17 protein-coding genes are annotated in these 19,826 nt (G+C 38.4%); 4 read left to right on the top strand and 13 right to left on the bottom strand.

Annotated features, from left to right (window positions below; translation table 11 throughout):
* Nucleotides 1–4: 4 nt before the first annotated feature.
* Genes CH361_RS07190 through ispH form a run of 9 tightly spaced genes read right to left on the bottom strand, consistent with a single transcriptional unit; the run spans nt 5 to nt 10,160 of the window.
* Entirely contained in the window at nt 5–493 is a 489-nt protein-coding gene (locus tag CH361_RS07190) for a chemotaxis protein CheD (protein ID WP_100790161.1), read from the bottom strand.
* Nucleotides 493–969 (bottom strand): chemotaxis protein CheW, encoded by a 477-nt coding sequence (locus tag CH361_RS07185; RefSeq protein WP_100790160.1) that lies wholly within the window; start codon nt 967–969, stop codon nt 493–495. Before CH361_RS07185 ends, CH361_RS07190 begins: the two co-directional genes overlap by 1 nt.
* 14 nt (nt 970–983) lie before the next feature.
* A complete protein-coding gene (locus tag CH361_RS07180; RefSeq protein ID WP_100790159.1) occupies nt 984–3,329 on the bottom strand; it encodes a methyl-accepting chemotaxis protein in 2,346 nt (781 codons plus the stop codon).
* Between the two features lie 10 nt (nt 3,330–3,339).
* Nucleotides 3,340–5,502: a chemotaxis protein CheA gene (locus tag CH361_RS07175; protein ID WP_100790158.1), complete on the bottom strand. Its 2,163-nt coding sequence runs from the start codon at nt 5,500–5,502 to the stop codon at nt 3,340–3,342.
* A complete protein-coding gene (locus CH361_RS07170) occupies nt 5,502–5,873 on the bottom strand; it encodes an STAS domain-containing protein (protein ID WP_100790157.1) in 372 nt (123 codons plus the stop codon). The genes CH361_RS07175 and CH361_RS07170 overlap by 1 nt, the downstream gene beginning before the upstream one ends.
* A 2-nt stretch (nt 5,874–5,875) precedes the next feature.
* On the bottom strand, nt 5,876–6,241 hold the full coding sequence (locus CH361_RS07165) for a response regulator (RefSeq protein ID WP_100790156.1): 366 nt from the start codon (nt 6,239–6,241) through the stop codon (nt 5,876–5,878).
* Entirely contained in the window at nt 6,234–7,538 is a 1,305-nt protein-coding gene (locus CH361_RS07160; protein WP_100790155.1) for an ATP-binding response regulator, read from the bottom strand. The genes CH361_RS07165 and CH361_RS07160 overlap by 8 nt, the downstream gene beginning before the upstream one ends.
* A gap of 48 nt (nt 7,539–7,586) precedes the next feature.
* Nucleotides 7,587–9,209: a sensor histidine kinase gene (locus CH361_RS07155; protein ID WP_100790154.1), complete on the bottom strand. Its 1,623-nt coding sequence runs from the start codon at nt 9,207–9,209 to the stop codon at nt 7,587–7,589.
* A gap of 3 nt (nt 9,210–9,212) precedes the next feature.
* Entirely contained in the window at nt 9,213–10,160 is a 948-nt protein-coding gene (ispH, locus tag CH361_RS07150) for a 4-hydroxy-3-methylbut-2-enyl diphosphate reductase (protein ID WP_100790153.1), read from the bottom strand.
* Nucleotides 10,161–10,399: 239 nt separating this feature from the next.
* Between ispH and CH361_RS07145 the strand changes: the two genes are divergently transcribed.
* From CH361_RS07145 to CH361_RS07135, 3 genes are all read left to right on the top strand, one after another.
* Complete coding sequence (locus CH361_RS07145; RefSeq protein WP_002974229.1) at nt 10,400–11,248, top strand: flagellin N-terminal helical domain-containing protein; 849 nt, start codon at nt 10,400–10,402, stop codon at nt 11,246–11,248.
* Nucleotides 11,249–11,544: 296 nt separating this feature from the next.
* Entirely contained in the window at nt 11,545–12,777 is a 1,233-nt protein-coding gene (ilvA, locus tag CH361_RS07140) for a threonine ammonia-lyase (protein WP_100790152.1), read from the top strand.
* Between the two features lie 452 nt (nt 12,778–13,229).
* Nucleotides 13,230–14,204: an Lcl domain-containing protein gene (locus tag CH361_RS07135; protein ID WP_100790151.1), complete on the top strand. Its 975-nt coding sequence runs from the start codon at nt 13,230–13,232 to the stop codon at nt 14,202–14,204.
* 92 nt (nt 14,205–14,296) lie between these two features.
* Here CH361_RS07135 and metW read toward each other — a convergent pair whose 3' ends face one another.
* The 3 genes from metW to CH361_RS07120 are packed head-to-tail and all read right to left on the bottom strand — an operon-like array spanning nt 14,297 to nt 17,360.
* Nucleotides 14,297–14,914: a methionine biosynthesis protein MetW gene (gene metW / locus CH361_RS07130; protein ID WP_100790150.1), complete on the bottom strand. Its 618-nt coding sequence runs from the start codon at nt 14,912–14,914 to the stop codon at nt 14,297–14,299.
* On the bottom strand, nt 14,911–16,047 hold the full coding sequence (metX, locus tag CH361_RS07125) for a homoserine O-acetyltransferase MetX (protein WP_100790149.1): 1,137 nt from the start codon (nt 16,045–16,047) through the stop codon (nt 14,911–14,913). The genes metW and metX overlap by 4 nt, the downstream gene beginning before the upstream one ends.
* An 8-nt stretch (nt 16,048–16,055) precedes the next feature.
* Nucleotides 16,056–17,360 (bottom strand): O-acetylhomoserine aminocarboxypropyltransferase/cysteine synthase family protein, encoded by a 1,305-nt coding sequence (locus tag CH361_RS07120; RefSeq protein WP_100790148.1) that lies wholly within the window; start codon nt 17,358–17,360, stop codon nt 16,056–16,058.
* Nucleotides 17,361–17,516: 156 nt separating this feature from the next.
* On the opposite strand from CH361_RS07120, the gene CH361_RS07115 reads away from it, so the two are divergent.
* Nucleotides 17,517–19,112 carry a hypothetical protein gene (locus CH361_RS07115; protein WP_100790502.1) on the top strand — a complete coding sequence of 532 codons (1,596 nt, stop codon included), beginning with the start codon at nt 17,517–17,519 and terminating at the stop codon, nt 19,110–19,112.
* Here CH361_RS07115 and CH361_RS07110 read toward each other — a convergent pair.
* Nucleotides 19,102–19,824 carry an RsmE family RNA methyltransferase gene (locus CH361_RS07110; protein WP_100790147.1) on the bottom strand — a complete coding sequence of 241 codons (723 nt, stop codon included), beginning with the start codon at nt 19,822–19,824 and terminating at the stop codon, nt 19,102–19,104. The genes CH361_RS07115 and CH361_RS07110 overlap by 11 nt on opposite strands.
* Nucleotides 19,825–19,826: the final 2 nt, after the last annotated feature.

The raw sequence follows: 19,826 nt of genomic DNA, 5'->3' as shown, positions 1-19,826 counted from the left end.
AATATTATTTTTTTTCTACCCAAACTTCCCCGTCCCAGACAGAAAAGTAAACCTTTCTAGATAAGGAACCACCAACATCCTCTGAGATAATTTTGATTTGGTTTTCCTCTAGAATCTTTTTTGCAAAATCAGCATTTCTGGTTCCAACTTGCGAACTCGATTTATCTTTTAATATTTCTCTTTCTTCGTGTAAGAACATATTGGAACCTCCGAAAATTTTTGCATAAAATTCTTTCGGACTAGATCGGTGTTTTTTGATTTCAGATAAAAAAAATGTAAAAGCGTCGACTCCATATTTATGTGTATTTGCAGAATGGAGCTCAGCCGGTGTTGGTAAAAGATAATGACACATACCACCAATTTGTCTCGTTGGGTGCCAAAGAATGATTGAAACACAAGATCCAAGGAGCGTGCGAACTCGAAACGTTGAACCGCCGAAAAAAATTTCGCCTGGGTTTAAATACCGGTCTATAACTTCTCTGGGTGATTCCATTACATAAGATTGGACGAAGTTTCTTGGATGGCTTGTAACTCAGAAAGTTCTAAAATTTGGTTCACTTTTAAGATGATGACAAATTTATTTTCTAGTTTCCCAAGCCCTTGGATGAAATCTAAGCGAATTTTGGATCCAAAACTCGGTGGCTCTTCAATGGATTCAGGAGTGATATCCACCACTTCATTCACCGCATCAACTAAAAGACCTACATCAATGATTTCATTTTCAACATTGATTTCGGTAATGATGATACATGTTTTTCGATTGGTTTCGGTTTTCTTTTTGTAGAATCTTGCATTGAGATCAATCACAGGAACTACATTGCCCCTAAGGTTGATCACTCCAGGAATATAATCTGGCATCATGGGAACATGGGTCACTGATTCAAATTCAATGATTTCTTTGATGTATAAGATTCCCAGACCAAAAAGTTCTTCTGAAATGAGAAAGGTTAAGTATTGGAGTTCCTGCATATGGATATCCTAGTTTAATACTTTTGGAATTTATTCGTTTCGTCAGAATGATCCGTCTTTTTGGAACTCGCTGCTGCTTGTCGACTGGAAGATCTTATTTTAGATAGTTTTGCATCGTAAACAGCACCCGGAAGGTTTCCTTGTTTTCCCAGTTTGAAAAAACTAATAGAGGAGAGAAGTTTCTCTGCTTGAGCTTGTAATTCTTCTGCTATGGCTGCTAGTTCTTCGGAAGCTGTCGCAGATTGCTGAGACACTTGGTCTAGTTGTCCCATGGCTTTGTTCACTTCGTTCACACCCGAAGACTGCTCTTGGCTTGCCGCGGTAATTTCTTGAACCAGGTCTGCTGTTTTATTGATAGCAGGGACAATCTCTTCAATGAGTTTTCCGGCAGATTCTGCAATTTGTACGGAACTACCAGCCAAACTTCCGATTTCATTGGCTGATTTTTGAGAACGTTCTGCAAGTTTTCTCACCTCAGAAGCAACTACGGCAAATCCTTTTCCGTGTTCACCGGCTCTTGCGGCTTCGATTGCAGCGTTTAATGCAAGTAAGTTGGTTTGGTAGGCAATGTCTTCGATGATAGAAATTTTATCTGCAATTTCTTTCATTGCAGAAACTGTATTTCGAACCGCCTCTCCACCCTGTTTTGCGTCTTTTGCTGATTTTGTAGCAATTGTATCCGTTTGTTTTGCATTTTCTGCATTTTGGTCAATGGATGCTCCCATTTCTTCCAAAGAAGCAGATGTTTCTTCCACTGAGGCTGCTTGTTCACTGGCTCCTTGGGAAAGAGTGCTTGCGGTAGAGGCCACTTCATCGGCTGCATTGACAAGGGCATCTGTATTGGTTCTGACATCGTTAATGATCTCTACCAATTTTTTAGATGTATTGTTAAATGAATCTCTGAGTCTGGCAAATCCACCGTCGTATTCATTGGTAATGAGTTGGGTGAGGTCTCCATTTTCTAAAGCAGCAAGTCCAATCACTAGATCGTCTACTATACGAGCTGTTTCGAGAGTGATTTTCTTTTGTTCAGTGATGTCTGTTGCGTATTTAACAACCTTAAATGGTTTTCCATTGGCATCAATGATGGGAGTATAGGTTGCTTGTAACCAAACTTCTTTACCATTTTTTCCAACTCTTTTGTATTCTGCTGCTTGGAATTCACCACGGTTTAGTGCTGCCCAAAATTGACGATAAACATCAGAATTTGCTTCTTGTGGGTCAACAAACATTTTATGATGTTGGCCTTTTACTTCACTCAAACTATATCCAATTACTTTTAGAAAATTTTCGTTCGCAGTTAAAATAGTTCCTTCCATATTAAATTCAATGGTGGCTTGCGATCTATCAACAGCTTTTGCGTTTGCATTGGCTTCTGTAACGTCAGCCCATTCCACAACACTACCCAATCTTTCTCCAGAAGCCGTAATGATTGGATTTGCAATTAAATTAAATTCACGACTTCCCATGGTGATACTGGTTTTGTGTTCAGAAGTAAAAGTGCCTAGGAGTCTTCTTTGGTGGCTTGGATCTTTGTGATACCCATCAATATTACTTCCCATTAAATCTTTTAATGAAAAGTTTCGAATTTGGGTTTTGATTTCGCTTTCAGATTTTGCAAACATTGCATGAATTGATTTGTTCATATAAACAACATTTAAATCCAAATCAGCAATCATCACATTTGTAGAAACACTATCCAATGCTGTTTTGATTTGAATGGCATCTTTCATTGGTTTTTCGATTCCTTTTAATAAGGAAAACAAAAGAAAAGCTGTGATGATTAAAAAAATCCCACAAGAGATATAAATGGGGATTAGTTTGAGGTCTGTCGAAGCAGAACTTTGTGAAAACTTTGTAATACTTTCTTTTGTGATTTCTGTATTCCATTTAAAAATAGAATTCGCGTATGGTTTCCATAAAGATGGTAAGGAAACTCGAAGGTTTTCCTTTTTAGCCGAATCTTCTGGTTCAGAGAGATAAACTTTTACTGCTGCAATATACCCATCTTTTTCTGCCGATAAAGAACTTAGAATGGATGATTCTTCCTTGGAAGTAGGAGTGGTAGAGATTTCTGTCCAAGCGGAGTTTAGTTTTTCCAAATCATATTTGAGTTTTGCGACTAGAGTTTTATCTACTTCTTGTGATTGGAGGATTAAGAGTAGATCGGAATGTGTGGATTGGCTTAAATTCCAAACATGATTTAGTGCTTCCGTTTTCTGAATCTGGACTTTGGTTGTTTCTTCTGTGGGTAAAGAACTTGTGAATGTTCCCCAGGAGTATGCGGATGTCCAAATCACAAATAGTAAACCCGTAAGGAAAAAAACTATCAGTTTTGTGTTTATCTTTATATTTTTCATATCATCCTCTTTATTTATATAATTTTTCGTTTTCTAAAGTTATGGTTCGTTCGAATAGCGATGGTATGTCAATGATTAGGGCAACATTCCCATCTCCTAAAATACTTGAACCACTAACACCCTTTACATGGCGGAATACTGATCCCATTGGTTTGATTACTGTTTGGTATTCTCCGAGGAGTCTTTCGACTACGATCCCTGCTTTTTTTTCACCGTTTCTAACAATGACGATGTTTTCGCGTACGGAATCTCCGGTTGATTCCGATGGATAATAATCTTTTAGTCTGAGATAAGGAATCAAACTACCCCGAAGGGCAAAAAATTGGTTCGCATCAGCCTTATTTTCATCTGTAAAATGTAAACATTCAAATATCATATCCATCGGTATGATGAATTGGTTTTTACCAACTTCGACAAGAAAACCATCTATGATGGCTAAAGTTAAAGGCAAACGAAGAATGAACCGACTACCTTGGCTCGGTGTCGATTTGACTGTGATATTCCCTCGTAAGGATTCAATATTCTGTAAAACAACATCTAGGCCGACACCTCTACCAGAAACATTTGTGATTTGGGAAGCAGTCGAAAGTCCAGGATGAAAGAGGAGTTTATAAATTTCATCTTCCGACTCAGGCATGGATCCGGAAACGAGTCCTTTATCCAGTCCCTTTTGCCAAACTTTTTCTTTTTGGATTCCGTTTCCATCATCGGTAATTTCAATCACTACACTTCCTGCTTCATGGAAGGCATTTAATTTAATTGTACCTTGTCTTGGTTTGCCTTTTTTTTCTCTTTCTTCTGGTGTTTCTAAACCGTGATCACATGCATTTCTTACAAGATGGGTGAGTGGGTCACTCAACTTCTCAACAATATTTCTGTCTAATTCGGTTTCGTTTCCTTCTGTACTTAGTTTGATATCTTTACCGAGTTCTTTACCTAAATCTCTCACAATTCTTGTATACTTTTGGAAACTATCTCCAATGGGAACCATTCTTAATTTGAGTGAAATTTCCCTAACTTCATTCAGAAGCCTCATTGCAAGGATGGATGATTCCTGTAGATTGGAATCTTCCATATTTCCAATGAGTTGGTTCATATTGGCACAGGAAACAACGAGTTCTCCCACTCGGTTGATTAAATTGTCGATTCGTTTGGAATCAACTTTGATGGTGGAAGATTTATTTGTATCTTTGTTTGTTTGGGAAGCAGGATTTTGTGTTACAGTTTCTTTGACCGGTTCTACAGAATTAAAGGAATTTGAAAGTTGGTTTGTATTGGTCTCAATTCCAGTTTTCAGAGTTTTTAATGTTTCTAAATATTGAATTAAACTAGCATCCGTTAGTATTCCAATTTCTTTCCAAAGATTACCGAGTAAAATTTCTTCCTCAGGAAGTTGGCCTGAGAGATCACAAAGATCCTGGATACCTGCACCAGGTGGAAGTATATGTAAAAAAGAGTCGTTTTCGATAAAATTAAAAACCTTTCTGACTGTTTCCAAATCGGAATCGGAGACAAAGTGAATTTCAAAACCTAAATAACAAAATTCAGGATCGATGTTTTCTAAATTGGCTGCGATTTCAGAAATTGTTTTTAAAGCGTGAATCGTTCCGATTTTTTTTAAGTATCCAATAAACGAAATGGGATCTAATCCTTGGGAAAATACATTGCGGTTTGGTCGAAACGAAATGAGATAAGCCGGAATTCCGAAACCTGAAGTTTGTAATGTTGGCTTATTTTCCAAGGGAACTGCAAGAAGTGGATCGGTATTTGTTTTTTCCGATGTATCATTTTTTAGGTAAGGTTTCATTTGGTCCAAAATGGAATTTCCATGAACAACCTTGGATTCTGGGATTTTGCCTTTGGTTTCTTCCAAAACCAGATAAGACAAATGATCTTTTGCATTTAGTAAAATTTCGGTGAGACCCTCTGCAAAGGGTATTTCGTGAGAACGTAAGCCATCTAAAAGATTTTCCACGACATGTGTAAATTTTACTGTGGAATCAAAACCAAACATACCCGCAGTTCCTTTGATTGTGTGAACTGCACGAAAGATTGCATTTAAATCATCATCAGAAGGAGTTGAAACTTCGGTACGAAGGAGAATGGCCTCCATATCACGTAAGAATTCCTCGGATTCAACTAGATAGGCATCTATAACCTCAGTTAAATCCATTAATTGGTCTTCCTTGTCCCATATCGAAATTCTACTTCATTGGAATGTTCTTTTTTTACTTTTACTCGATCTCCAAAAAAACTAACGAGACCAAGTAAATCTAAAACTTTGAGAACAGCGAGCGAATGGTTTTTCAAATGAATCGAATAGTGATTCGTTTGGCTTAATTCTTTTAAATAAATTAAAAACTGAATCCCTGCGGAATCAATTCGTTGAATTCCATTTAGATCTAAATGAATGACCTTTCCTTTTTCATTTGTCCAAACATCTGCTAGGTTTTTCCACTCTTTGACGAAGGGTACTGTAAGGTATCCCTGCCACTTGATTTCAAAACCTGAATTTGTTGTTTGTAGAGTTTGGACTGGTTCCATGGTTACGGTAGTAATTTAGAAATCGTATCGAGTAATTCTTCTGGGGAAAAAGGTTTTGTAAGCCAGGCTTTCGCTCCGGCATCCAAACCTTGTTGTTTTTTTTCTGGTTGCGATTCTGTTGTTAACATGATGATCGGAGTGAATTTATATTTTGGATTTTCTTTTACTTTTTTAATAAAGCTGATTCCATCCATATTTGGCATATTCATATCGGAAACAATCAAATCCACTTCGTTCCCTTCGAGTTGTTTCAAACCTTCTAACCCGTCACCAGCTTCGATTAAATCAAAACTCGCGTTTTTTAAATGGACTGAAATAATCTTGCGAAATACCGCAGAATCATCAATGATCAGAATTTTTCTATTCATGGTTGGTTTCCTTGTTGTTTTGGATTGGTAAAAATATTTCAGCAATGATACAGTCAGCTTTTACTTCTGTTGTATGATCGATTGCGTTTCGAATGAAAAACATTCCGTTGTGTCTGTGAAGGATAAAATCAACCATTGTTAATCCAAGTCCCAAACTGAATTTTTCTTTTGAGTAGAAACTTTCAACAGGTGGATGAATACGGTAAAATGGTTCGATTAATCTTTTTTCGGAGTGGGTTAGTTGTCTTGCATATTCATCTTCAACAATATTGTTTTTTGCAGACAAACAGAAATAACCGTCAACAAAAGTTACAAAAACATCAAAGTGAGATTTTTTTTTGGAATATTTCAGTCCATTTGTAATGATTTCATGGATGGCAACTCTCATTGATTCCATATCAAAATCAAGATAAACTGATTGTTTGACTACAGGTAAATTTACCTTAATCTCTCGTTCTTCAATTTCGTTTTTAAATTCTTCAACAAGAGAAGGCAAGATTCCTAATAGTTCTTCGCTTTTTTTTCGTGTCAAACCTTTATTGTTTTGGATGATATCGACTGCGAGATCAAGTCCTGACATCATCGCCATGTTGTGTTCATGATTTTCAAATAACAAATCCCAGAACTCTTTACTAATCAGATAATCATTCCCTTGATTGATTTTGATTTGTTGGATGGAATCAATAATCGTTGACATCGCCCCGAGTCCAGAGCCTTGCATTAAGGTTGTTTTTAAGTTTAAGATGGAATAAAGTTCCGAGTTAACTTCGTTTGTCTTTCTGTGAGATTCTTTGTAGTTTAGCCATTCCAATTGGCTTTTTAATTCTTTTGATTCTTCATCAATAAGAAGAGACTCCATTCTCTTTAAATAGACGTATTCTAATGCTTTTTCAATACGATCAGAAACAATTTCTACATGAAGAGGTTTTAAAAGGTAATCGTAGACTCCGAGTTTCATCACTTCTATAATCTCTTCTGTTTGGTCAATCGCTGTTTGTACAATAAAAACAGCAGTGGGTTCTATTTTTTTTCTTTCTAGAATGAATGTTTTCCCATCCATCACAGGCATCATCAAATCCACCAAATAGAGGCTATATGGTCTAGAGGATGCCATTTCAAGGGCAATTTTGCCGTCTTCCGCAATCTCGGCTTCCATTCCAATTCGTTTACAAATCGCTTCGAGTAGGACTTGGTTTTCCTTTTTATCCTCGATGATTAGGATTGGTTCTTTGGGACGTCGAAATTCCTTGCTTCGAGCCTTCGCGGGATTGTTTGAATTAAAAATCGATTCCACCATATAGATTATCGGAAATCCTACGGGATAATTCTACAGGGTTCAATTCCTTTATTTTATAAATTCCGGTAACTTGAGTTTAAAATTTGACCCCTGGCCTAATTGGGAAGTGAGTTCGATTGCCCCTCCAAGTCGAATGGCTAGGCCTTGCGAAATGGAAAGTCCAAGTCCCGTTCCTTCTATATTCCCATCGTCGTTTAACCGTGTAAAGGTATGAAACACCCTGATTTGATCCTCTTCCGAGATTCCTGGGCCAAAATCGCGAACAGAAATAGTTAAAGTGTCGAGTTCCCAATGACATTCAAACTCAATATAGGGTTGATTTGAGTATTTAATCGCATTGGAGAGGAGGTTGAGAAGGATTTGTTGGATTTTTCCAGAATCAGAAGTGATCGTTTTTGATTGGAGCGGTGGGCGAAATCGAATGTCCATCCGTTTGGCGTTAGCTTGTGGTTGGATTAGATCCAAGGTTTGGCGACATAGATCTTCTGGTTTAAAGGTTGATAACTTAATTTTAATTTGTCCCGACTCAATTTTCATCAAACCTAAAATTTCGTTAATCATACTCAGGAGTCTAGTTCCACCAGTATAGATATAATTTAGGTATTCCTTTCCCGTTTTATCTGAGTCTGGGAGTTGGATGAGTTTTGAAAACCCAATGATCGAATTTAAAGGAGTTCTGAGTTCATGGCTCATATGAGCTAAAAATTCAGTTTTGGCTTTGTAAGCGCGTTCTAATTCTTCTTTCGTTTTTGTAAGATCGAGTGTCCTTTCTAAAACCAAAGATTCTAGAGTGGACTTATACCGATTGATCTCTGTTAGGTCTAAATCTCTTTGGACAAATAATCCCATCCACCGACTTACCGTTTGGTAAATCAAAAGGTTTTCTTGTTTGATGGGGGAATTCTCTTTGTATTTTAAAAAACCCATCACACCTAAAAATTGTTTTTCAAACAAAACGGGAATGAGAAGGAGGGTTTCTGCTTGGGTTTTTTCAAAAAACCATTTCTCTCTATCCAGTGCTCTTTTTTTTGTTAGATGGATTGTTTTTTCTTTTTTAAGTTTGTGAACCCACCTGCTGAGTCCCAAATCAAACCAATCGGAATTTTGGCATTCTTCCGGTAACTTTGGATATTTTGTGGACTTTCTTTCATTCACCCAAATTTGGAATCTCTCTTCTGAATTAACTGGTTCATACTTAAGATAAAAAATGGAATCCATCTCTGTAAAATACAGCAGTTGGTAAAGTGCGTGTGGTAATCCTTCTCTGATGGAAGGTTGTTGGATCAGAATTTGGATGGAAGAGGCTACACCGATTTCAAACCGTAATCGCCAAGCAATTTCTTCTTCTTGTTTTTGTTTGGCGGTAATATCTTTTATACAAAATTTTGTGTATTCTTTGTTTTTGTTTTCTTCTTGAACTTTAAAATTTCCAAAATACGATTCTAAGATGGTACCATCAGGTTTATAAATGAGTTCTTTAGAAAAATTAGAATTTTCTATTTTTTTTGCGAGAAAACTATTTAAATCGAATCCGTATTCTAAGGTATCAAAGAGTTTATTTCTTAAAATAAACTCAAATTTTTTAGTAGTTTTGTCTATAGAGAGAATGCATGTTCCTGAATCATCTCCTTCCAGAGATGCTTTGAGTATAGACCAAGCATCCAAAGGCATTTTTTAATACTGCTTAAGTAGTTCTTTGGGCAACCGAAAACTCATTGTATCTTCTCTGCTTTCTGGAAACAAAGAAACTTTGGCATCGGGGAAATGTTTTAAAATCTCTCCTACGATTTCATCGACAAGGACTTGGGGACTAGAAGCCCCCGCAGTAATTCCTAGGATTTTGATCTTTGCGTTTTTGATATGGTCCGGATTTACATCTTCTTTTTTCGAAATTTGAAAACTATCGGGTCTTGTTTTTTTTGCTAATTGGCAAAGTCGTACAGAATTGGAGGAATTTTCTGCTCCAATTACAAGCATAGCATCTACGGATTCTAACATGGACTGAACCGCTTCTTGTCTTTCTGTAGTCGCATAACAGATATCATCTTTTTGTGGGTGTTCAACGTACGGAAAAACTTCTTCAATTTTTTTCACAATGCTTTTTGTATCTGCAACAGAGAGGGTTGTTTGCATGAGATAAGTCAAAGGTTTGTCTTTTGTAATTTTATCTTTTAGATTTTCGACATCTTCCGGTGATTCTACAAGAAACATCTCGGCTTCTCCCATGGTTCCTATGGCTTCGTCATGGCCTCTGTGGGCGATATAGATAATTTGGTGCGAGTCTTTGATGTTGCGGGCTTTTCTATGTACTCTTGTGACGAGGGGGCAGGTAGCATCCCCAATTTTCATTTTTCTTTCTGTGGCTTCTTTGACCACTTCGGGGGAAACTCCATGGGCAGAAAAAACGACAGTGGCTCCATCGGGAACTTCATTGAGTTCGCTAATGAAACGAATTCCCTTTTTTTTCATTTCTTCCACGACTCTTTGGTTATGGACGATTTCTTTACGGACGTAGAGGGGAGTTTCTGGGTTTTCTTGGAATGCAGTTTCCACGTAGGAAATAGCATACTTGACTCCAGCACAAAATCCTCGGGGGTTCGCTAAATAAATTGTCTCTAACACGTGAAAAGCCTGCCTTTTTCTGGAATCCAATTCCAAAGATTCACTAGGACATATTTTAGAAAAGGGGAAGTTCTATTTTTATTCAAATTTTATTTCTTTTTCCCTATTATCCTCCCTACCAGAAATACCGATCCTTATCTTGAAAAGGCCAAGGATGGCCTCTTCGAAAATTCATCAATTTCTCGGGCTTTAGGTGAAAACCTCTAGTGGCGAGAGAACGGATTCAAGGAGGAACCCGGATGATTATCAACCACAACGTAAGTGCGATCTTTGCACACAGAACTTTGAAGTCTAACGACGCGAACCTGAGCAAAGATATTGAAAAGTTGTCTTCTGGTATGCGTATTAACAAAGCCGGAGATGACGCATCTGGACTTGCAGTGTCTGAGAAAATGAGAACTCAGATTGCTGGTCTTCGACGTGCAGAACAGAATACTGAAGATGGTATGTCCCTCATTCAAACGGCGGAAGGATATCTTCAAGAAACACACGAAATCGTTCAACGTGTTCGTGTACTCGCGGTACAAGCTGCGAACGGTATCTACTCGGAAGAAGATAGACAACAGATCCAAGTCGAGGTTTCACAGCTAGTGGACGAGATCGATCGTATTGCTTCTCAAGCAGAATTCAACAAAATGAAACTGCTTACAGGAGCTTTTGCTCGTCTCAACCCAACTGCTAGTATGTGGTTCCATATTGGAGCTAACATGCACCAAAGAGAGCGCGTGTACATTGAAACAATGAACACTGCTGCATTGGGATTAAGAAACCCTACGGTTCTTACTTTCATCTCTCTTTCGACTGCAGGTAAAGCAAACTCCGTAATCGGACTTTGTGATGATGCCCTAAGAGTGATCTCTAAACAAAGAGCTGACCTTGGTGCTTATTACAACCGTATGGAGCATGCTGCGAAAGGACTTATGAATGCTTATGAAAACACACAAGCTTCTGAGTCTCGTATCCGTGATACTGACATGGCTGAACAAATGACCAGCTTCACGAGATACCAAATCTTAACTCAGGCTGCTACATCAATGCTTGCGCAAGCAAACATGAAGTCTCAGTCAGTGATGAGATTGCTCCAGTAATAGGATAAGAGAAACCAAAGGCCCAGGCAGGGTGGTTGGGGCCGGCCTCTGGTTTCTCGATTTTCTTCTTTTTCACCCATCCCCAATCAGCTAGATCCTAGAATTCACTCCTTCACTTTCACGACTGTCATCTTTTTTGAAATTAATTTGAAACTCACAGTTTAATACTAACAAAACCGCTTCGTTCTGTTTTTCTTTACGATGTGCTAGTCGGTTTTCATTTTTTTTGATTCAGAAGATAAATTCATTCTCCAAAAAGAGAACCTAAGATTTATTAGAGATTGTGAGTACACTCGATGAAATTAGATATTGAATCCGCATACAAAGCTCTCCAATCCATTGTTTACAAAACTCCTTTACAATTTCATGCAAAATTATCCGAAACTTTTGGGGCCAAAATTTTTATCAAAAGGGAAGACTTACAATTAGTTCGTTCTTATAAAATTAGAGGTGCTTATCACCTAATCCAAAGTTTAACAGAAGAGGAACGAAAGAGGGGGGTAGTTTGTGCCAGTGCAGGTAATCATGCACAGGGAGTGGCATATTCTTGTAAAATTTTGAGTCTTCATGGGGTAATTTATATGCCCGCTATCACACCAAAACAAAAAATAAACCAAGTTAAAATGTTCGGTGGCAATTGGATCGAAATTATACTCGTTGGTGATACATTTGATGAATGTCAAACCTATGCTTTAGAATATGCTAAAACTCATAATAAGGTATTTGTTCCCCCATTTGATCATATAAAAATCATAGAAGGCCAAGGTACGGTTGCTAAAGAAATCTTAGAAGATGAATCAGATATTGATTTTGTTTTTGTCCCCATCGGCGGAGGTGGACTTTGTGCAGGAGTTGGGAATTATTTTAAGAAATTCTCTCCGATAACCAAAATAATCGGTGTAGAACCATTTGGAGCACCATCAATGCAAGAAGCCTTAAAGTTAGGAAAACCTATGGTTTTAGATAAAATTGATAAGTTTGTAGATGGGGCTGCGGTTAAAAAAGTAGGGGATCTTACTTTCCCTTTTTGTAAAGATGTTCTTTCTGATTTGTTACTTGTAAAAGAAGGGAAGGTCTGCTCCACCCTTTTAAAATTATACAATGAAGACGCTATTGTCGCAGAACCTGCGGGAGCCTTAAGCATTGCTGCCTTAGATCAGTATGCAGATCAAATTCGTGGTAAAAAGGTCGTTTGTATCCTGAGTGGTGGGAATAATGATATTGATCGGATGCAAGAAATTAAAGAAAGATCACTATTGTTTGAAGGTTTGAAACATTATTTTATCGTACGTTTTGCACAAAGGCCAGGTGCGCTCAAACAGTTTGTGAACGAAATCCTTGGCCCAAATGATGATATTGTTCGATTTGAATTCATCCAGAAAAATAATAAAGAATCGGGTCCAGCACTGATCGGTATTGAATTAAAATCAAAAGATGATTTTAATTCGCTTCTAACAAGGATGGATGCATTCCATCTGAATTTTACCTTGGTCAATCAGGATGAAAATTTGTTTGAATATTTGATTTAATAAAATACAATTTAGCTTTGATTAGTTGGTTTTATGTTTTGGCAAAAAAAACAAATTCATTTTTCAATCGTAGTTTATTTTCTCATTTGTTTTCAAAATATTTTCAGGAAATCCCTAAAGGATTTTGATTTTCTTTCGATACCTATAGTGATTGAATGATCGTCGTACAGCTAAAAGCCCGGAGTGATTGCCGGGCTTTTGTATTAGTGTGAACTTCCTGTAAAAAAAAACTGAGTTTCAGGAATGAGGTTTTCTTTTTTGTGATCTTATGGTAAACAGGCGTTATTGGGTGGCGGGTGGATAACCCCACCCAGTTCGAGTTGGGCGGGGATGGTATACCTACCGAGTCCTAAGGCATTTCCCTTACCTTTCTAAATGAACAATTTATTTACAAAAAACTTTTATTGAATCGGCAACATTCCTTTATAATAAAGGTAGATCAGGATGAGACTGTGAACTTTCGACATTCTTCACTTGCGATAAATTTTCTCTTTGTTTTGTTTTTCCTCCTTTGCTTTAGCTGTAAACTCGAATGGAATAATCCTAGTGATCCTTCGACACAAGCCTTTTGGGAAACTCGTTTAGCCGAAGAATGGATTGTGGCATACCCACGATCATTTAGCATTCAAGGCACAGTTACCGGACTCAATACCTCACCAGTTGTTTTGAGATCAGCTTCCGATGGGAGTTATATCTCTGTGACTACCAATGGACCTTTCCGGTTGGACGTGTTTGCTTCTCCAAAATACATCCAACTTGATTTTCCGACCCAGCCAACGGACGTACACTGTATGGTTTGGGATAAAGGAACTTGGACAGGTGATGGTTTTGTGAATGCCAAAATTACTTGTCCCTTTGTTCGGACCATCGTTGCCGGGAAAACTCTTCTTTGGGACAGGTGTACTTATGGATCGTCTTGGAATCCTGATGGAACCAGTATCGGAGTTGGAAAAGGGGACTGTTCGAACGGAGCTGCGCAGGCGCTCAGCTTTTGTACAACATCAGAAGGATACAATGACACAACAAACCCAAATGCTTGTAATGGAGGTGTGAACACAGCCCTGGTGAATACAGGTGCCGTTTATTCTTCTTGTCTAGGGCGGAGTCATTCCCAATCCTATGGTCGCGGTAACTGGCGGCTTCCATTCTATACAGAAATGTTTTCAGTAATTCGTTGTAGTGCCACAAATACGGGAGTGATCACTGGTGAAGATGGTTGCACCACAGTAGGCGACATGACAAAATATTCCGGCGCCACTGCTGATCCCATTCTTTTTCCTAACGCCCAAGTCGCAAGGTATTGGAGTTCGCAAACGTTTCAAGCATTAGGTGATACTTCGGTCTATATGGTAGACTTTAACATAGGGAATCAATCCTATGAATTTAAAGATGCAACCGGCTATGTAAGGTGTGTTTCGGAACTATAAGATCTAATAAAACTCGATTTCTTGACCTTCTGAAAATTCAATCCAACTTTTATATCCGATTGCGATTCTAAATAAAAGAGAGTTATTTTTTCTTAAGCACGAATCACAAATAAAGCCAAAGTGGCAAATAAGTTTGGAAATAGTTTGATTTGTCTTGTTCTGTTAAAAAAAGCACGGTGTAGAACCTTGATCCTTTCGAAATCACAAAAATCTTCAAAATCCTTCCCTGATAAATAGTGTAAGTTCGGCGTGTCATACCAATGAAAAGGCATAAGGTCAGTCACTGGAGTTTTTCCGCTAAGAAGGATGGAGGAACGGATTTGCCAATGGGAGAAATTGGGGAATACGATAATGACTTGTTTTCCGATACGGAGACACTCTTTTATGATTTCACCCGGATTTAACGTCTGTTGGATGGTTTGGTTTAGGATTACAAAATCAAAACTATGGTCTAGATGGTGTTTCAGTCCATCGTCAATATCACCATGGTGGACATATAAACTTTTTTTTACACATTGGATGATACATTTATCATCCTTCTCAATCCCTTGGACACGAACCCCTTTGTTTTTTAGGATTAACATGAGTTCACCATACCCGCAACCAAGATCCAAAACTCGTTCACCTGGTTTGACCAAATTGGCAATGTAAGAAATATCAGGTCTATTTTTTAAATCTAAACCAAGAGCTTCGTTCGTATGGATATTCAAAGGAAAACTCCTTCGTCTGTTGAACTCAAAAAATCTCGTAAAATCGAATCCTGTTGTTCGCTTGGTAATAAAAAGCTATCATGCCCTGCTGGGTTATTCAGCTCTACAAAACTAACAGGAACTGCGTTGACTTCGAGTGACTTTACAATTTCTTCCGATTGGTAAGGAGGATAAAGCCAGTCTGAAGTATAAGCAACCACTAGAAAACGACACCTAACTTTTGATAATACTTTGGTAAGTTCTTTTCCTGTACCTAAACTAAAATGATCCAGAGCTTTGGTAACGTAAATATAAGAGTTTGCATCAAATCGGTCTACAAAGGATTCCCCTTGGTAGATGAGATAACTTCCCACAGCAAAGTCTGTTGATTGAATGTTTCCCTTAGGAGGTTTTCTTCCAAATTTTTCTCTCATCATTTCATCACTTAAATAAGTGATGTGACCCATCATCCGGGCAAGAGCCAGTCCTTTAGAAGGTCGATTGTCTTGAGTATAGAGGCCTTGGTTCCAATTGGGGTCAGATAGGATGGCTTGTCTTCCCACTTCATTAAAGGCAATCTGTTGTGCAGAGTGTTCGGAAGAGGATGCCATTACAATACAGTTTTTGAGTCGGTCAGGGTAAGCAACTGACCATTGTAAGGCTTGCATTCCTCCCATCGATCCACCTGCAACGGCAAAAAGTTTATGAATTCCAAAATGGCTGATTAGTTTTTCTTGGGCATTCACCATATCTCCAATAGAGACAAAGGGGAAGGTTGATTGGAAAGGTTTTCCATTTTTCCCATTGATGGTAAGTGGCCCACTAGAACCTTTACAACCACCAATTACATTGGAAGAGATGATAAAGTAACGATTCGTATCAAATGCCTTCCCTGGCCCGATATAATAATCCCAGTAACCTGGACGTTTGTCTCCTTCATGGAATCCGGCGGCATGAGCATCTCCAGAAAGTGCATGACAAACAAGGATGGCATTGTCTTTTTTTTCGTTCAGTGTGCCGTAGGTTTCGTAGGCGATTTCAAGAGGAGTGATTGTCTCACCCCCCTCTAAAGTCAAAGAGTCAAATTGAATAACTTGAGTATATACTACGCCTACGGATCCGTGGGAAAACTCGTTCTGTTCGGAGGTAGGCATAGTCTTAATCAGATGTTTTTTAATGCCTCTTCCAAGTCTACCAGAATGTCATCAATGTTTTCTAGTCCTACGCTCAAACGCACAAATCCAGGGGTCACTCCCGCTGAAATTTGTTCGGCTCCTGTCAACTGTTGGTGAGTTGTGGAAGCTGGGTGGATGGCGAGAGATTTCGCATCACCGATGTTAGCAAGAAGGCTAAAGAGCTCTAGTCCATCGATGAATTTTTTTGCCTTTTCGACTCCACCTTTGATTTCGAATCCTACGATCGCACCATAAAGTCCGCGTTCATGGTATTTCTTTGCAATTGTATGATTTTTGTCGGTAGAAAGACCTGGATAGTTCACCCATTCAATCTTAGGATGTTTTTGTAGAAACTCAGCAACTTTTAGGGCATTGCTAGAATGACGTTCCATACGAAGAGGGAGTGTTTCCACACCTTGTAAGATTTGCCAAGCATTGAAAGGAGAAATCGCTGGTCCTAAATCACGAAGGCCTTGCACTCGTGCTTTTAAAATAAAAGCAATATTCACTCCGCCAAATGGTTCAAACTTTCCAAATACATCCCAAAATTTGAGTCCGTGGTAAGATGGATCTGGTTCCGTGAAGTTTTTAAATTTTCCATTCCCCCAATTGAAGGAACCAGCATCAATGATGATCCCACCAATAGAAGTTCCATGACCGCCTAAAAATTTAGTGAGAGAGTGGACAACGATGTCTGCTCCGTGTTTGATTGGGTTCACTAAATAGGGAGAAGGCATAGTGTTATCAATCACAAGAGGAACACCGACTTCTTTTGCAACCTTACTGACTGCCGCGATATCAAGTGTATCTAGTTTTGGATTTCCTAAGGTTTCTGCGTAAAATGCTCTCGTTTTGTCATTGGATGCTTTACGAAAGTTTTCAGGATCTGATTGGTCAACAAAGTGGACTTTGATTCCTAATTTTGGAAATGTATAATGGAGAAGGTTGTAAGTTCCACCATAAAGAGAAGAAGAAGCAACAATTTCCTGTCCTGCCTCAACGATATTGAGAAGTGCAAGTGTTTCTGCACTTTGTCCTGAAGCAGTCGCAAGAGCTGCCACTCCGCCTTCCAAAGCAGCCACACGTTTTTCTAAAACGTCCGTTGTTGGGTTCATGAGCCTTGTATAAATATTTCCGAACTCCTGTAGGCCGAAAAGTCGTGCCGCATGGTCCGTATCTTTAAATACATAAGATGTGGTTTGGTACAAAGGCACAGCTCGCGACGTAGTTGTCGGATCTGGTTCTTGTCCTCCGTGGAGTGCGATGGTTTCTGGTTTAAAATTACGTGGCATAGATTCCCCCGATGGTCTTGTCATCTTCATCTTGCTTCTCTTATTTGTCAACGAAAATTCCAATAAAACAGAATATCGGTTCGTTTTATTGGAATGGGTCTAAATAGATTATTTCTTATTTTCAACCCAAAACCTTACGATAATGATCGTATCGTGATGAAGTTCCTTCAGACCAAAGGCATTGTACTGCTATTTTTTTTACTTACCTTTGCTCTGGAAGCGCAGGTCTGGGTTCCCACGGGCACTGAATCAAGACGAGCCTCTGCTTTACAATTTGATGCTGGTGGATCCAGTTTTCAAAAAGACTACTATGGGTATATTTCTCCCAATTTCACCTACAACCACGGAAGTAATTTCGGTTATTCTTTTTCTCTCCCGATCAATGCCCTCGCCGTGGATAAGGAACCTCTTCAGTTAGATAGCAAAGCAGGAAAAATCCGAGAGATGGATTATAATAGCAAAAATGACTATGCTCGTGTTTTGAATTATATTTCTTACGGAACCTACAACCAACAAGTCCCAGGGAAGGTTACTTATTCGGCTTATACAGGTAAGATGGTGGATGGTTATGTTGGCCACGGAACCATCGTCAACAAATACCAAAGTTCCTCTCGGTTTGATTCTTATAACCCAGGTGTGATGGCTGATTTAAATACTGACTATGTGGGAGTTCAGTATTTTGCTAATTCGGTTGTTAATTTTGAAGTGAATGCAGCAAGAGTTTATATCAAACCACTTGCCATAGGAAAATCTCTTTTTTCTTTATTTGATAAGTCTTCCGATGTGGTTTATCTTATGAACGTAAGAGGGAATGTTCTCGACGAATCGGGCCGGATCAGTGTAGAAGAAGAAGCTGGTTCTGAAGAAGCCAAAAACAAAAAAGCGGAAGAAGCCAGAAAAAAAGAACTTAGACCCATTAACAAAGATTCTCGAATGGAACTTGTGGATAATGACCCATGGTACAACCGTTTGACGATTGGTTACACAAGGGCTTGGGATAGAGCCGCTCCCGTACAAATGTCTTATAATACCAATGGTTCTCCTGTTACAGAAAAGAATTTAGACAATCCCAAAACCACCCAGGTCACCCGTGCTTCTGTAGAAGGAATGGACATTGAATACAGACTTCTGAACCTACCGTTTGTTGAATTCACTCCATATTTAGACTTTAATAAAATCAAAGGTCTAGATGGAGCACAAGGGACACATTATGGCAGTATCTTTCGTTTGGGAACCAAGGATTTAAATATCATCCTAAAACCTGAATTTCGTCAGATGACGGCAAATTATGCTCCGATGTATTTTGATAGTTTTTACGAAGTGGAACGATTTCAAAAATTTCCAGTTTCCGCTCCTCTTCGTCCTAAATATGATTATTTAGAAAACCAATCCAATGCCAAAGTAACCGGCTATTACCATACAATTTACGTCAATTTTTATCATTTGGGTTTTGAATTTGCCGTTGAAGACTACGGTCTCAAAGGAAACAAACGTGTATTCGCTGCCGCTTATATTCCACTCGGTTCATCTTTTTTGATGTCTTTCTATTATACAAAGAAAGGATATGAATCACAAGGAAAAGCTTTTGAGTTAGACAACAACACACAGGCCGCTGCAGAAATCTCGAAATCTTTTGGCCCAATCGTTTTACGATTACAAAACTATCGAAAGTATTATTTAGATAGCAGCGAAAAGTCTTTTGTTAGTATTGATGAAGTTCGATTTTTAGTTTCTGGTGGGATTAGTTTTTAATCAAAAACAATTGGTGTAAAAATGCAGAATAGGCAAATTCTGTCCTAAGGTTGATCTTTCCAAGACTCAAGATCTTAAAACCAGATTCTTTAAAAAATAAAATCTCATCCGGTTTCCAACCAGATTCTGGTCCAAAGACAAATAAGAATTTTTCTTCAGTTTCTTTTAAATTTAAAAAATCCTTTGAAAGGGTTTCTCCCTCTCGGTCTAAAACCACAACCTTTCCCTTCCATGATTTTAAAAATGATCTCCAGGACGCATTTTTTTCTGCGTGGACATTGGGGAACTGACTATTTCCTGTTTGGCTCATACCTGTTTCAAGATAGGAATTCAGATCTTTCCCATAAACGGGAGAGGTCCAATATTCTTTATTTTTAGAATCCGTCCCGAAAAAATAAACAGAATGTACTCCGTAGCCCCCACTTAAATGTAAAAGTTTTTTTCCCGTCTGTGGTCTTGGAAGTGAAAAAAAAAATTCAACATCCAATGGTTTTAAAACATCGGGAAGAGTTTCTTTTTTTTCTAATGTAGTGGAGTTTTCAGAAACGGAATGAACTTGAAAAAGATAATTACCGGAACTAGGAATGACAACTTGTACGGATTCATTTAAGTTTTTTTTCAGAATCGTTTGGATATGGAGATGTCTTTCTCCTGTTAGTTGGACTAAATGGTTTGAATTTAGTTCCTTTTCATAAACAAGAATCCAATTCAAAC

It is taken from the genome of Leptospira brenneri (genome assembly GCF_002812125.1).
In the GTDB taxonomy this organism is placed as follows: Bacteria; Spirochaetota; Leptospiria; order Leptospirales; family Leptospiraceae; genus Leptospira_A; species Leptospira_A brenneri.
The sequence above is the reverse complement of the archived record's forward strand: the minus strand, read 5'-3'. Positions and strand labels throughout refer to the sequence as shown.